Origin of the sequence: Chitinophaga niastensis, assembly GCF_003014755.1 — a bacterium.
In the GTDB taxonomy this organism is placed as follows: domain Bacteria; phylum Bacteroidota; class Bacteroidia; order Chitinophagales; family Chitinophagaceae; genus Chitinophaga; species Chitinophaga niastensis.
Genome location: NZ_PYAW01000003.1, coordinates 809,896 through 825,418 on the forward strand (window position 1 = coordinate 809,896; position 15,523 = coordinate 825,418).

12 protein-coding genes are annotated in these 15,523 nt (G+C 44.7%); 7 read left to right on the forward strand and 5 right to left on the reverse strand.

Going from position 1 to position 15,523, the window contains the following annotated elements:
* Positions 1-5: 5 nt before the first annotated feature.
* Positions 6-1,190: a sigma-54-dependent transcriptional regulator gene (locus CLV51_RS17965; protein ID WP_106529434.1), complete on the reverse strand. Its 1,185-nt coding sequence runs from the start codon at positions 1,188-1,190 to the stop codon at positions 6-8.
* A 125-nt stretch (positions 1,191-1,315) separates the two neighbouring features.
* Here CLV51_RS17965 and CLV51_RS17970 point away from each other — a divergent pair, with 125 nt between their 5' ends.
* From CLV51_RS17970 to cysM, 3 genes are all read left to right on the forward strand, one after another.
* On the forward strand, positions 1,316-1,825 hold the full coding sequence (locus CLV51_RS17970; RefSeq protein ID WP_106529630.1) for a GrpB family protein: 510 nt from the start codon (positions 1,316-1,318) through the stop codon (positions 1,823-1,825).
* Positions 1,826-1,964: 139 nt separating this feature from the next.
* Positions 1,965-2,777, forward strand: coding sequence for a serine O-acetyltransferase (locus CLV51_RS17975; protein WP_106529435.1), 813 nt, complete (start codon positions 1,965-1,967; stop codon positions 2,775-2,777).
* Positions 2,778-3,020: 243 nt separating this feature from the next.
* Entirely contained in the window at positions 3,021-3,902 is an 882-nt protein-coding gene (gene cysM / locus CLV51_RS17980; protein WP_106529436.1) for a cysteine synthase CysM, read from the forward strand.
* 142 nt (positions 3,903-4,044) lie between these two features.
* Here the strand turns inward: cysM and CLV51_RS17985 are convergent, their stop codons facing one another.
* A complete protein-coding gene (locus CLV51_RS17985; RefSeq protein ID WP_425430494.1) occupies positions 4,045-5,079 on the reverse strand; it encodes a pyruvate dehydrogenase complex E1 component subunit beta in 1,035 nt (344 codons plus the stop codon).
* A 148-nt stretch (positions 5,080-5,227) separates the two neighbouring features.
* On the opposite strand from CLV51_RS17985, the gene CLV51_RS17990 reads away from it, so the two are divergent.
* The gene (locus CLV51_RS17990; protein ID WP_146151313.1) at positions 5,228-5,851 is read left to right on the forward strand and encodes a hypothetical protein; all 624 of its coding nucleotides are present in this window, start codon (positions 5,228-5,230) and stop codon (positions 5,849-5,851) included.
* Positions 5,852-6,061: 210 nt separating this feature from the next.
* Here the strand turns inward: CLV51_RS17990 and CLV51_RS17995 are convergent, their stop codons facing one another.
* On the reverse strand, positions 6,062-7,234 hold the full coding sequence (locus CLV51_RS17995) for an acetyl-CoA C-acyltransferase (protein WP_106529439.1): 1,173 nt from the start codon (positions 7,232-7,234) through the stop codon (positions 6,062-6,064).
* A 196-nt stretch (positions 7,235-7,430) separates the two neighbouring features.
* On the opposite strand from CLV51_RS17995, the gene dnaG reads away from it, so the two are divergent.
* On the forward strand, positions 7,431-9,398 hold the full coding sequence (gene dnaG, locus CLV51_RS18000) for a DNA primase (protein WP_106529440.1): 1,968 nt from the start codon (positions 7,431-7,433) through the stop codon (positions 9,396-9,398).
* 9 nt (positions 9,399-9,407) lie between these two features.
* On the opposite strand, the gene CLV51_RS18005 is transcribed toward dnaG, so the two are convergent.
* Positions 9,408-9,905 (reverse strand): dihydrofolate reductase, encoded by a 498-nt coding sequence (locus CLV51_RS18005; RefSeq protein WP_106529441.1) that lies wholly within the window; start codon positions 9,903-9,905, stop codon positions 9,408-9,410.
* 12 nt (positions 9,906-9,917) lie between these two features.
* Positions 9,918-10,739 carry a thymidylate synthase gene (locus CLV51_RS18010; RefSeq protein WP_106529442.1) on the reverse strand — a complete coding sequence of 274 codons (822 nt, stop codon included), beginning with the start codon at positions 10,737-10,739 and terminating at the stop codon, positions 9,918-9,920.
* 343 nt (positions 10,740-11,082) lie between these two features.
* On the opposite strand from CLV51_RS18010, the gene CLV51_RS18015 reads away from it, so the two are divergent.
* Entirely contained in the window at positions 11,083-14,079 is a 2,997-nt protein-coding gene (locus tag CLV51_RS18015) for a SusC/RagA family TonB-linked outer membrane protein (protein ID WP_106529443.1), read from the forward strand.
* Positions 14,080-14,109: 30 nt separating this feature from the next.
* Positions 14,110-15,426, forward strand: coding sequence for a RagB/SusD family nutrient uptake outer membrane protein (locus tag CLV51_RS18020; protein ID WP_106529444.1), 1,317 nt, complete (start codon positions 14,110-14,112; stop codon positions 15,424-15,426).
* Positions 15,427-15,523 lie beyond the last annotated feature (97 nt).

Here is a 15,523-nt window from a genome sequence, read left to right on the forward strand (position 1 = left end):
GTTGGTTATGAACTCACTTTTTTCTTATCGCGGTTAGGCACCACAAAATCATCTACATCTTCTACGGTAATGGTTTTACCGGATAAGATGATCAATCTTTCCACCACATTGCGCAGCTCACGGATATTACCGGTCCAGTTATGGCCTTGCAGCGCCTTCATGGCATCTTTGTCCAATACCTTACGGGTAATGCCATATTCAATACAAACCGCGTCCAGGAAGCTATCTACGAGTAATGGCACATCATCTCTCCTATCATTCAGTGACGGCACATGAATAAGGATAACACTTAAACGATGGTATAAATCCAGGCGGAAATTTTTCTCTTCCACTTCCTGTAGCAGGTCTTTGTTGGTAGCTGCTACGACCCGCACATCCACATTGATTTCCTTGTCGCCGCCCACACGGGTAATCTTGCCTTCCTGTAATGCACGTAACACTTTTGCCTGTGCACTTAAACTCATATCCCCTATTTCATCCAGGAACAGGGTACCACCACTGGCTTGTTCAAACTTGCCGATACGTTGTTTCACCGCAGAGGTAAAGGAGCCTTTCTCGTGACCAAACAATTCACTTTCTATCAGTTCACTTGGAATGGCAGCACAGTTCACTTCTACCATAGGGCCGGCAGCGCGGTTGCTGCGTTCATGCAGCCAGCGGGCTACCAGCTCTTTACCCACCCCGTTTTCACCGGTAATGAGTACGCGGGCATCAGTAGGAGCTACTTTATCTATTGTTTCCTTGATCTTCAGAATGGGTGTTGACTGACCAATCATATCCGGCACCTTATTCACTTTACGGCGCAGGGTTTTGGTTTCAGTTACCAGCGTGGTTTTATCCATGGCATTACGCAGGGTAATGAGCAGGCGATTGAGATCCGGTGGTTTGGAGATATAATCGTACGCGCCTTTTTTTACCGCATCAACAGCAGTATCAATATTACCGTGGCCGGATACCATTACAATAGGTATATCAGGATTCACTTCCCTGGCTTTTTCCAGGAATTCCAGTCCGTCCATTTTAGGCATTTTGATATCGCATAATACGGCATCATATGGCTTTGCCTGGAACATTTTAAATCCTTCTAACCCGTCCGCAGCCTCATCTACCTTATACCCCTCGTAACTCAATATTTCCGTGAGTGTTTTACGGATGCTTTTTTCGTCGTCTATTATTAAAATGTTAGCCATAGTAAATTTTAGGTTTTGTACTACCGGCAATGTCCGGCATTTATACAACGGGCAAAAATAAAGATTAATCAGTTAAAATTGCAGGATATCTAAGATCATTTAATATGGGGGAAACAATTAAAATAATGCCATATAATCCATTGTGGCCATATGAATTTAAGGAGATTGCCCGACAATTGCAGGCTGCCATTGGAAAATATGCATTGGCTATTGACCATATAGGCTCCACCAGTGTGCCAGGCTTGGCTGCCAAAGATGTGATTGATATACAGGTAACGGTTACATCACTGGAAGTGCCGGTACAGGCCCTGTTAGAGCAGCTTGGATTTAAAAGAATAATGCACCTGCAGGATCACCGGCCTCCGGGAAGGGATGATCTGGCGGCAGATGAATTACAAAAGCATTTCTATCACAAGAACGAAAGAAGCGTAAATTTACATATACGGGTGCAGGGGAAATTTAATCAGCGCTATCCTTTGCTGTGCCGCGATTATCTGCGTGCACACCCGTTGGCAGCACAGGCCTATGGCGCTATCAAACAGCAGCTGGCCAGGTATTTCCCTGACAACAGCACTGCTTATTACGATATCAAAGACCCGGTGTTTGATGTAATCATGGAAGGCGCTTATGCATGAGCAGCGGCAAAAGAATATAAATGATTCAGCTGCAACCCTTATGCAGTTTGATATTTAGACAACAGTCTACTAACTTTACGGGATAAATGCGTAATTTCAGTATATACAAACTAGCCAATACCTGTAATCTCATCCGCATATGAACGATTTTCTCGAAGAGCTAAAGCGGAGACACCAATTGGCGGCGGCAAATGCCTATCCGGCCACAGGTGCGGTAAATGATTTTGCCACCAACCTGATTAATTGGTTATTTCCTGAACACACCGGCCAGGTAATGGCTGATCCGGTAATGTTGGAGCAATACAGTCATCAGCTGGAAACACAGCTGGAACTCCTGTTGCAGTCTATGGTACATCAGTTGCCTACAGATGCTGCTTCCATCAGTAATGCTTTTATGAATAAGGTACCGGTGATTTATGATGAACTCACCAAAGATGCCGAAGCCATTTTTCAAGGCGATCCGGCAGCCACCTGTTTATATGAGGTAATCCGTGCCTATCCGGGCTTTTACGCCACTGCGTTTTACCGGATAGCCAATGCCCTGCATCAACTGAAGATTCCTTTGCTGCCACGCATGATCACTGAACTGGCGCATTCCCGCACCGGTATAGATATTCATCCCGGCGCCACCATTGCTCCCTGGTTTTGCATGGATCATGGTACCGGCATTGTGATTGGCGAAACCTCTGTGATCGGACAACATGTAAAGCTGTACCAGGGCGTTACGCTGGGTGCACTGAGCATAGAAAAAAGTATGGCACGCAGCAAGCGCCATCCTACTATCGAAGAATACGTGGTGATCTACGCAGGTGCCACTATACTTGGCGGCGATACAGTGGTGGGGCATCATAGCGTTATTGGCGGTAATGTGTGGTTAATTAAAAGTGTAGATCCTTTTTCGCGGATCTATTATAAAGCAGCACATAAATTTTCGGAGACGAACCAGGAATAATATATGCCCGGCTTCGCCGGGGAAATTATCTTTCCCAGGATTAGGCTGATTAACCATGATTTTTCTGATTACATTTTTTTCTATAAAAAGAGCAACACCAAATATTACTATTATCAGATCTCAATTAATTTAAAAGAGAAATGTAATCAGAAAAATCATGGCTAATCAGCCTAATCCTGGGAAAGATAATCTAATAACGACCGAAGGTCGTCCATCTTTGTAAATTGAAAATAATTACGCTCAATGGCTTCCATCATAGACCTGATCGGCAATACGCCGATGGTAGAATTAAAAAAGATTGCGGTGAATCCGGCGGTGAAGATATTCGCTAAACTGGAAGGCAATAACCCGGCTGGCAGTGTAAAAGACAGGGCTGCTTACGGCATGATCAAAGGCGCGCTGGACAGGGGCGAAATTAAACCCGGCATGAAACTGATTGAAGCTACCAGCGGTAATACCGGTATTGCGCTGGCTATGATTTCCAGTTTATTTGGTTTGGAGATTGAACTGGTAATGCCTTCAGACGCCACACAGGAGCGCGTCCTCACAATGGAAGTGTATGGGGCTAAAGTAACACTCACCCCTAAAGAGCTGTCTATGGAAGGCTCCATTGACTACGCCAATGCGCGGGTAGCAGAAGGCGGTTATTTTATGTTAAATCAGTTTGCCAATCCTGATAATTACGGCATGCATTACAAAACTACCGGCCCGGAAATATGGAAAGATACAGCCGGCCAGGTGACGCATTTTGTAAGTGCCATGGGAACTACCGGTACTATTATGGGGGTGTCCCGTTATTTAAAAGAACAGAATCCGGATGTACAGATAGTGGGTTGTCAGCCTACGGAAGGTTCCAGGATTCCAGGCATCCGTAAATGGCCGGAGGCGTATCTTCCTAAAATATTTGAAAGACCACGGGTAGACCGTATCATGGATATTTCTGAAGCAGAAGCCAGGATCATGACCAAAAGACTGGCCAAAGAAGAAGCTATCTTTTGTGGTATGAGCAGTGGTGGTGCGGTAGCAGCAGCTGTACGTGTATCCCAGGATTTACGTAGTGGCGTGATCGTTAGTATCATCTGCGACCGGGGAGACCGGTATTTATCCAGTGATTTGTTTTTATAGCTTTTAGCAGTTAGCGATTAGCTTTTAGCTTTTAGCTTTTAGTAGAAATGACCAAAGCGAATGAACATAAAAAAGAACGGAGCGAAGATGATCTTCGCTCCGTTCTTTTTTATCCTAAAAGCTAATCGCTAACTGCTAAAAGCTATTTCTTCATATACATTACTTCTTTCACCAGTTTCACTGTACGCTCGATATCGGGCAGGTACATTTTAACCAGGTTAGGAGCATAGTGCATGGGTGCATCTATCGCAGTGATACGGCGAACCGGCGCATCCAGGTAGTCGAAACCTTCTTTCTGGATACGGTAAGCGATTTCAGAAGAGATGCTGGCGAAAGGCCATTGTTCTTCTACGATTACCAGGCGGTTAGTTTTTTTCACTGATTCCAGGATGGTGAACCAATCGAGTGGACGAATAGTACGCAAATCGATCACTTCCGCTTCAATACCTTCTTTCGCGAGTTCTTCAGCTGCACCCAGCGCCACTTTCATCATTTTGTTGAAAGATACGATGGTAACATCTTTACCTGCACGTTTGATATCTGCTTTACCAATAGGAATGATATATTCTTCTTCAGGTACTTCACCCATATCACCGTACATTACTTCACTTTCCATGAAAACAACCGGATCGTCATCGCGGATAGCCGCTTTGAGCAAACCTTTTGCATCATATGGATTGGAAACGGACACTACTTTCAGGCCCGGGATATTGGCATAGTAGCTTTCGAATGCAGTGGAGTGCTGAGCGCCCAGCTGTCCGGCAGAACCGTTAGGTCCGCGGAAAACGATAGGGCATCCAACCTGGCCGCCGCTCATCGCCAGCATTTTGGAAGCAGTGTTGAGTATCTGATCCAGCGCCAGTACAGCGAAGTTCCAGGTCATGAATTCAATAACCGGACGCAGGCCGTTCTGGGCAGCGCCTACTCCAATGGCAGCAAATCCAAGTTCTGCGATCGGCGTATCAATAACGCGTTTTGGACCAAACTCATCCAGCATTCCCTGGCTCACTTTGTAAGCACCATTGTATTCGGCTACTTCCTCCCCCATTAGGAACACCCGTTCATCACGGCGAAATTCCTCCTGCAGGGCTTCTCTTAAGGCTTGTCTGAAAGCTATCTGACGCATGCTATTCTTAATTGAAAGTTTAAATGCCTTATCGAAAGGCAGGGCAAAAATATTGTTTGTTAACGAAAAAGCAAAGTAAACGCCCGATTAATAATTATTATGACCCATGACACACATATTCTCTTTTATTTATTATGATAATTACATATATTTATATTTTTTAAACCTAAACAGCGCCTGCCAACAATTTTTTGCTGTCATGATCACAATAACTATCCTGACCTTATGCTTCCTGGCTGCCCTTTCCTGCAAAATTAAAAAAGCAAATGCGCCGGTCCTGAGAGCCCTTACCTGGTACCTTCACCTGGTTTTCCTCTTCCTCTCCCTGTTATGCCTGTTGCTGATGATCAATGATTATGGCTTCAAAGGCACACAAACAGAGCGGATATTTTTCACCCTGTACGCAGGCACCGGCATGCTGGTATACGGTTTATCCAAACCAGGTAACGATGCACGGCATGTATACCTGATGTCTTTTTTTGGATTTCCATTCCTGTTATTGTTTGGATTATTACTGCCGCCACTGCGCACGATCACATTGGTAGCTGCTATTACATTATTATCTGACAGCGACTTTCACCGTTATGAAATAGATGATGATTATGCGCTGCAAACCAAAACCAGCGGCATTTTATCTACCTATCCCGTTTATAGCCTGGTAGAAGATAAATACTTATTTTTTGAGAAGATAACACCCGATGTGGTAAAGCCACGGGCCTTTTTGCGCACCCTGAAGATGGATAAGAAGGGAATGGATAGTGTGCGGATACAATTGAGGTATTCGGGGAACAAAATAGATACGGTTATTGCACTGAGGCAGTAGGAAGGCCTTCGGCCTTTGTCTTTTGTCTTTTTCAGGATTAGACTGATTAAGATGATTTTTCTGATTTTATCTTTCTTTATAAAATATCTATATCTGATTTCTATAAGATTATTGAAATGAGATTGGGTTCTTTATAAGAAAAAAATAAAATCAGAAAAATCATCTTAATCAGTCTAATCCTGAAAAAGACAAAGGCCGAAGGCCTTCACATCAAACTCTTTCTATAATAATCGCACTTGCACCACCACCGCCATTACAAATACCGGCTACACCGTAACGGGCATTGTTCTGATGCAAAATGGCATTGAGTGTAACAACAATACGTGCGCCGCTACAGCCAATCGGGTGGCCCATAGCTACTGCTCCGCCCCATACATTCACTTTATCCAGGGAAACACCCAGGTCTCTTGCATTGGCAATAGGCACGCAGGAAAACGCTTCGTTTACTTCTGCATAGTCCATATCACCAATTTGCAGGTTGGCTTTTTTCAGTGCATTGTCAATCGCTTTTACGGGAGTGGTAGTAAACCATTCCGGTGCCTGAGAAGCATCTGCAAAGCTGATGATCTTAGCCAGTGGCTTTAATCCCAGCTCCTTCAGCTTCTCACCGCTCACCAGCACTACTGCTGCTGCGCCATCATTAATATTGGAAGCATTGGCTGCTGTGATGGTACCATCTTTCTGGAAAGTAGGTTTCAGTGTGGGTACTTTTTCAAAGATTACTTTTTTGTACTCTTCATCTTCTGATACGATCACCACTTGTTTACCCGGTACCTGCACGGGCACTACTTCTGCGTTGAAATAGCCTTTTTCCCAGGCAGCAGCTGCCCGTTTGTAGCTTTCAATAGCAAAAGCATCCTGTTCTTCGCGGGTAATGTGATATTCAGTAGCACATAATTCAGCTGCATTGCCCATGTGAAAATCCTTGTATGGGTCCCAGAGGCCATCGCGGATGATACCGTCTGTTATGCTGCCATGGCCCAGTTTATAGCCTGTACGGGCTTTATCCAGGTAATAAGGTACTGCACTCATGTTTTCCATGCCACCGGCAACCACTACGTCGTTGTCGCCCAGTAAAATGCTTTGTGCACCCAGCATAATCGCTTTCATACCGGAAGCGCATACTTTATTCACAGTAGTACAAGGAACCGTGTTGGGCAGACCTGCAGCCAGACTAGCCTGATTAGCAGGTGCTTGTCCGAGGTTAGCGCTGAGCACATTGCCCATGTAAACTTCATTCACTTCAGTGGCTGCAATACCGGCCCTTTCCAGTGCAGCTTTTATAACGGTGGCGCCCAGTTGTGTGGCAGGAACGCCCGCCAGCACGCCGTTAAGCGACCCAATGGGTGTACGGGCAGTGGCTACTATAAATACTTCTTTCATCTGATAAATAAGATTGATTTGGCTTATTGGATAATCTATCAAATATAAGAAATTGCGAATTACGAATTGCGAATTACGGATGGTAGCGGAGAGATAAGCAAAAAGTCTCTCCTGGTGTTGATCTCCACTGCAATCCGTAATTCGCAATTCGTAATTCGTAATTCTGGCGTATGTTTGCAGTTGCATTGATCGTACCGTGATATCTCAAAACTCCATACAACAGATCCTCAGCCGCATAGACATTGTGGAAATAGTGGGTTCCTTCGTGAAATTGAAAAAAAGGGGCGCCAACTACCTTGGTCTGTGCCCGTTTCACAATGAGAAATCCCCTTCTTTCACCGTTTCTCCCGGCAAAGAGATCTATAAATGCTTTGGTTGCGGCGCCAGCGGCAATTCCATCAGCTTTATCATGGAGCATGAGAAGTACTCCTATGTAGAAGCCTTACGGTGGCTCGCACAGAAGTACCAGGTAGAAATTGAGGAAACAGAAGTAAGTCCGGAGCTGAAACAGCATCAGCAATTGGCGGATAGTTTGTTTATCATCAACAACTACGCCCGCGAATACTTTGCAGACACCCTGTTTAATAATGAAGAAGGGCAAAATGTAGGGCTCAGCTATTTTGAAGAACGTGGCTTTACAGCCGAAACGATCAAAAAATTCCAGCTGGGTTACTGCCTGAATACTTTTGATGCCTTTGCCAAATCGGCCATTGCCAAGGGTTACAACCTGGAATATTTACAGAAAACAGGGCTGGTTACCATTCGCAACGACCAACCGGCAGATAATTACCGTGGTCGCGTTATCTTCCCTATTCATAATCAATCCGGTAAAATACTCGGTTTTGGTGCACGTATCCTGGTAAAATCAGACCGGGCGCCCAAATATATCAACTCACCGGAAAACGAGATCTATGTAAAAAGCCGGGTACTGTATGGTACCTACTTTGCGCGGCACGCTATTGATAAACTCAATGAGTGCTTACTCGTAGAAGGTTATACGGATGTGGTGTCCCTGCACCAGGCAGGTGTGGAAAACGTGGTTGCCTCCAGCGGCACCTCACTTACGCAGGACCAGCTACGGCTTATAAAAAAATATACCAACAACCTCACCATCCTGTATGATGGTGACAGCGCCGGCGTAAAGGCTGCCTTACGCGGTCTGGATATGGCCATCGAAGAAGGCCTCAACGTGAAGCTGGTATTGCTGCCCGACAAAGAAGATCCGGATAGTTATGTACAGAAGCTGGGCGCAGAGGCATTTCGCGCATTTATCCAGGAGCATAAGCAGGACTTCGTACTGTTTAAGCTGCAGCTGACCATGCAGGAAGCCGGCAACGACAGCAACAAAAAATCGCAGCTGGTAAATGAGATCGCGGAAACTATTTCCAAGATCGATAAAGCAGAAGATTTTACCCGTCAGCAGGACTATATCCGTCAGTGTAGCCAGTTGTTGCATATTGATGAACAGGGGTTAGTAGCACTGGTGAATAAATACATCCGTGACAGGCTCGTAAAACGGGAGCAGGCGAATGCCCGCAACCATCCTGCCCCCAGCGATGACACCCTGAGTGAAGAGGCTATTGCCGCCATGGAAGCCGCTGAAACAGGCGTTTCCGTGGAATCATTGCTTAACGGCCATGAAAAGCAGGAAAAAGAACTGGTGAAAATATTGCTGCGTTTTGGTGATAAACCTTTCAGCGAAGAAGAACAGAATACTGTGGCAGATTACATCTTCCATCTCCCCTATGATTTTGAAGCATTGGCGGAAAGTGAGATCGTAAAAAGAATACTGCGGGAATACAAAGCTTTATATGACAGCGGGAATTTACAGGATAAGAAATGGTTCTTGTATCATGAAGATCAAAACCTGTCTAAACAAATAGCTAATATCCTGGAAGATAAAGAGGCCGACCTGAGTATTAACTGGAAAGACCGTTTTGAAATTGACACTGTGTACGGAGACAATGCCTATTTAAAAGACACCATCTCCACTACAAACTATCTTATTCTCCGTAAGATCAAAAAGCTGATTTACGAAAATCAGGAAGAAGCTAAAAAGGCCACTGAAATAGAGCAGATTAAAAGGTGCCTGGAAATGCAGATGCACCTGAACTTATTGGAAAAGGAACTCACCAATGGTATGGGTACCGTTATTTTCAAGTAGCCGTTTACATCAATATTTAATCCGCTCCCACACCTGGAAGGAAAACGGATGCTCGTTTTTCTCATCTGCTTCATGACGCTCATCACTTACCAGCTCAAATTCACTACCATCTATTTGTGGAAAAAATGCATCTCCGGGTACTACGGCATATACACGGGTAAGATAGATACGTTCTATTAACGGCCATGCCTGTTCAAAGATCTGGGAACCGCCGGTAATAAAGAGTTCTTCGCCTTCAAAAGTTTTGGCCTTTTCAATTCCTTCTTTAATGGAACCTACCACATACACGCCTTCCGGCTGATAATCTGCCTGACGTGTAATCACTATGTTGGGACGACCGGGCAGTGGTTTACCTAAAGATTCAAACGTTTTACGCCCCATCACAATGGGTTTGCCCAGGGTGGTGGATTTGAAGTATTTCAGGTCGGTAGACAAGCGCCAGGGCAGCATGTTATTGATCCCGATCACATTATTTTCTGATGCAGCAACGATGATGGATACAAGCATATTTTTGGGGGATTATACAGCAACCGGTGCTTTAATAGCCGGATGGAACTGATAATTCACCAGTTCAAAATCTTCATATTTAAAGGAGAAAATATCTTTTACGTCCGGATTGATTTTCATCACCGGCAATGGGAATGGTTGTCTGCTTAATTGCAGCTGTGCTTGTTCCACATGATTACTATACAAATGCACGTCGCCAAAAGTATGTACAAAATCGCCTGCCTCCAGGTTGCATACCTGTGCCATCATCATGGTTAATAAGGCATAGGAAGCAATATTAAACGGTACACCGAGGAATACGTCTGCGCTGCGCTGGTAAAGCTGACAACTCAGTTTACCGCGGGTTTCGCCTTTGGTGGTATCGGCTGGTGTAACATAAAACTGGAATAAACAATGGCAGGGGCTGAGCTTCATTTCAGACAATTCGCCTACATTCCAGGCATTCACAATAATGCGACGGGAATCGGGATTATTTTTGATGGTATTTATCGCTACAGTGATCTGGTCGATAACTTCACCGCTACGGGTTTCCCAGCTGCGCCATTGTTTGCCGTATACAGGACCCAGGTCGCCATTTTTATCAGCCCACTCATCCCAGATGCTTACGCCATGCTCTTTTAACCAGCCAGTGTTGGTATCTCCTTTTAAAAACCACAGTAATTCATAGATAATGGATTTAAGATGCAGTTTTTTAGTGGTTACCACCGGGAAACCGTTCTGCAAATTAAAACGCATCTGATAGCCAAAACAGCTGGTAGTACCGGTTCCGGTACGATCTGTTTTAACTGCTCCTTCTTTGATAATATGTTGTAATAAAGATAAATACTGATCCATAAGGCCGCAATTTACGAAGTTTTGCAGTGGAAAAAATATAACATAATTAACGCAAAGAAAAAAGGCGGAAATCGTTACAAAATTTCGTAATCTGCTAATAGATTTCACAGTTACAACAAACGTTACAACAAAGTCTGGCAATACGAAAACACCTGTTGTCTGGGCGTAATGAGAAACCCGTGACAGCCTGCGCCCACAGGGACCCAACAACGAAAGTAAAGTTATTACTGAACAACCAAAATTCTGAGTATATACATTCCTCACAAGGGAATATCGTATTTGGCATATGATGCTATAACCATTTTTTTATCAATCATCATTTTTTATTAAATCGCAACATGCTATGCTTCTACCAAAATCCAGCTTGCTGGTGCTGTTTTGCTTATGCAGCACCCTTGCATTATTTGCGCAGCAAAACATTTCGGGTAAGATAAAGGATGCCGTTAGTGGCAACCCTATCCCCGGTGTTACCGTGCGCGTACCCAACGTTAACAAAGGCACTATTTCCGATGCCGGTGGCGCTTATACTTTGAGCGTTCCTTCAGGTACTTCCAGCCTGATTCTTAGTTCCACAGGGTACAAAACCAAAACAATCTCTCTGGCACCCGGTGCTTCCGTTGTTAACGTACAAATGGAAGAAGATTTTGCCCGTTTAGATGAGATCGTAGTAACGGGCCTGGCTACTACCGTAAAAAGAAGTAACCTCGCTAATGCAGTAGCCACTATTTCAGGCAAAGAACTGAATGGCGTGGCACCTGCGCAAACCTTTGATGCGGCACTCAGCGGCAAAGTGCCCGGAGCCCTCATCACAGCCAACTCCGGCGCCCCCGGTGGTGGTATCTCTGTAAAACTACGTGGTATTACCTCCATATTCGGCAATTCCCAGCCATTATATGTGGTAGATGGTATCTTCTTCAACAATAGCAGTATTCCTGCAGGGTTGAATGATGTAACCGGTGCCGCCACAGCAGGTAATCCGAATAACCAGGACAATCCTTCCAGCCGTATCGCGGATCTGAACCCGGAAGACATTGAAAACATTGAGATCCTGAAGGGTGCATCTGCCGCTGCCATGTATGGCGCTAAAGCTGCTGCAGGTGTAATTATCATCACTACTAAAAAAGGGAAAGCCGGTAAAACAAAGATCAGTGTAAACCAGGAAGTAGGATTTACCAAAGTGCGGCATCTCATGGGGGTACGCACCTTCACGCCTGAAACAGCGGCCGACCTGGCTGGTCCGTCCACCAGCGCAGATCCTAGTGTACTAGCTGCCCGCGCTGCAAATACAGCCATGTATAACAAGGCTAAAAGTGATGGAAAATTATATGATTATGAGAAAGAAGTTTTTGGAGAAACAGGACTGGTACTTAATAGCAGCGTATCCCTCAGCGGAGGCTCTGAAAAAACAACTTTCTATCTCGCCGGTAACCGCAGACAGGAAGCTGGTATAGTTAAAAACACCGGGTATCTTAATAACTCTATCCGGTTGAATGTAGATCATAAAATAAGTGATCGTGTATCCCTTGGCGTTACCACCAACTTTATCAATTCCTCTGCAGACAGAGGACTCACCAACAATGACAACAACGGTATCACCTATGGGGTGGCTTTATCATCCACGCCCTCATTTGTAGAACTGCATCCGAATGCCATCGGGGAGTATCCACGCAATGGCTTTGCGGCTTCCAATCCCCTGGAAACCCGCGACAGGATGATCAATAATGAAGGTACCAATCGTTTTGTTGGTGGCGGTAACCTGGAAGTTCATTTACAGCAAAGTGAGCATTCCACCACCCGCTTTATTGGGCGTGCCGGTGTGGATTATTTCAATTATAAAACAATGGCACTGTTTCCCCGTGATCTGCAATTTGAAGAAAATGGCGCACAGGGTAATTCCATACAAGGTACTACCAACAACACCAATACCAATCTCGGTGGTTTTTTCGTGAATACATTTACACCCAGCGATAAACTGAGTTTAACCAGTACGGTAGGCGCCACAATGGAAACCGGTTTTATGGATAATATCGTAACCTCAGCCACCAATCTCGTTTCCGGACAAAGTAACCTGGATGAGAGCGGAAATGTTACCACACGACAATTCCGTCAGAAGTACCGTGACAACGGCATGTTCATTCAGGAAGACCTCAGCCTGATAGAGGCGCTCACCCTTAGTGGCGGCGTGCGTTTTGACCGGTCCAGTAACAACGGTGATTACCTGAAATATTATGTATTTCCCAAAGGCTCTTTCTCCTGGAATCTCACCAAAATGAAATTCTGGAATATAGACAAGATCGATAACCTGAAACTGCGTGCGGCTTACGGTCAATCCGGTAACGTACCTCCTTACAGCAGTAAATTTACTGCTATGCTAAGCAGCAACATTGGTGGATTTCCTGGCATACTGGCAGATAACCTCCTGGGTAATCCTGCTATTAAACCAGAACGGCAGACAGAATTTGAAACGGGGTTAGATATCAGTATCCTCAATGGCAGGGTGAGTCTTGAAGCTACCTACTACAACAAAAAAATTTATGACATATTGCTGCGCCACTCGCTGCCAGGCTCCACCGGCTTTGCAACAGAATGGAAGAATAGCGGTGACTTGAAAAACCAGGGTATTGAACTGGGATTAACAGTGATCCCTGTAAACACACCTAATTTTAAATGGACCTCTAATATCAACTGGTGGCGTAACAGGTCTAAAGTAACCAAACTACTCATTCCTGCTTTTGCTATCGGTGCATTTGGTAACTCACTCGGTACTTTTTATCTCGAAGAAGGGCAACCGGCAACACAGATCAAAGGTACTGTGGGCGGTGTGCTGAAACTGCTCGGAGATGCAGAGCCGAAATTCCAGATGAGCTTTTTTAATGAGCTGACGATCTTTCAAAATTTCTCCCTGCGCTTTCTTATTCATTGGAAAAAAGGTGGTGATAATATCAACCTCACACAATTGCTGACTGACCTGGGAGGTACCACTGTAGATTATGATGATATGATCAAAGGTCAAAAAGTAGGTGTATACAGGCCAAATGCAGGTGATGCGTCTATTTATGTACAGGATGCTTCGTATATACGTATCCGTGAGATCGGTTTGTATTACAATGTGCCGTTGAAAAATACCAAAACTATCAAGGCGATCAGATTAGGTATATCTGCTAACAACTTTTTCACCTGGACAAAATATGTTGGTTATGATCCGGAAGTATCCAACTTCGGCAGTAACACCATTACGACCTCGCAAAGCCGCGGCAGCAATGGATTATCTACCGGTGTGGATGTTACGCCATTTCCTGCGTCTAAAAGAGCCAGTTTTCATGTTGGCATTGATTTCTGATCATTATCTATCTACTAAAATCATTCACATATGAAAAAGTATTTCGCACATATCTCCGTTCTCCTTTTACTGCTGGCTCTAAATGCTTGCCAGAAAGGGGAAATCCTGAGTCTGAATACACCCACGGTAGGTGGCATTGTAACCAATCCCAGTAAAAGCGATCTTTTTAACCTCACGACCGGGATAGAATCCGGTATGCGTAATAACTTAGCAGCATACCTCGATGGTGTTGGTGTTATTGGTCGTGAAATATATCGCTTCTCCGGCGCTGAACCACGCTATACCACTGATTTGTTGGGAGGAGGTTCCAGCGTATTGGATAATAATACCTTCTACCTTAACAATCCATGGGGATCGCGCTACCAGGTAATGCGGCAGTGTTTTATACTGATGGATGCCATCAAAAATACCAGTACAGCAGTGGCTTCAGATGCGCAAAAGAAGGCCTTCAACGGCTATGCCAAAACAATCATTGGCTATCAGCTGTTGCTGAATATTAACATGACCGATGCCAATGGTGCGCGTATACCGGTACCAAATAATACGCCACTGGGTCCGGTAGTAACCGATCCGGGTGCTGTAATGGATGCTATACTCAATTTTCTGAATGATGGAAAAACAGATCTGACAGGAGCTGATGTAATATTCCCGCTATCATCCGGCTTTGCTGGATTCAAGGATGCAGCTGGTTTGCTTAAATTTAACCGGGCCATTGCTGCCAGGGTATACCTTTACCGGAAGAACTGGCCTGCTGCACTGACGGCGTTAAATGAGTCATTCCTTGATCTTAATGGCAACTTCAATACCGGTATTTATCATACCTTTTCCACCAACGGTGGCGACCTGGCCAATACCATGTTCCTGATACCTAATGGTAATGGTGAAGTACGGGTAGCTCATCCGTTATTTGCTGCAAACATTGGTGCTACTGATGACCGCATCAACAAAACCAGTTTACGCACTTCCTCAGCAAGCCAAAGTGGTTTGAGCGGCAACCGCGATGTAGCCCTCTGGCCTTCTCTTAACTCCTCTATCAGCATCATCCGCAATGAAGAGCTGATACTGATTTATGCAGAAGCCAAAATTCAATCCAATGCTTTGCCAGAGGCTATTTTAGCACTGAACAGGATCCGTACGGGGCATAATCTTCCTGTATATGTAGGAGCTGTTACCCAAGCTGCACTGATTACAGAGATGTTATATCAAAGGCGCTACTCCCTGTTTATGGAAGGCCATCGCTGGATAGATATGAGGCGGTATAATATGTTGGGAACATTACCTATAGACAGGGCAAATGATGATGTGTGGGCAAGGTATCCGCTACCGCAAAATGAGAGCAATATTTAGTCTTTCTCCCGATTAGACTGATTATACTGATTACCCCGATTATTTTTTATGATTATAAAAAGATTAGCGAAGATCTAAGCGAGTAAAATACGCGCTG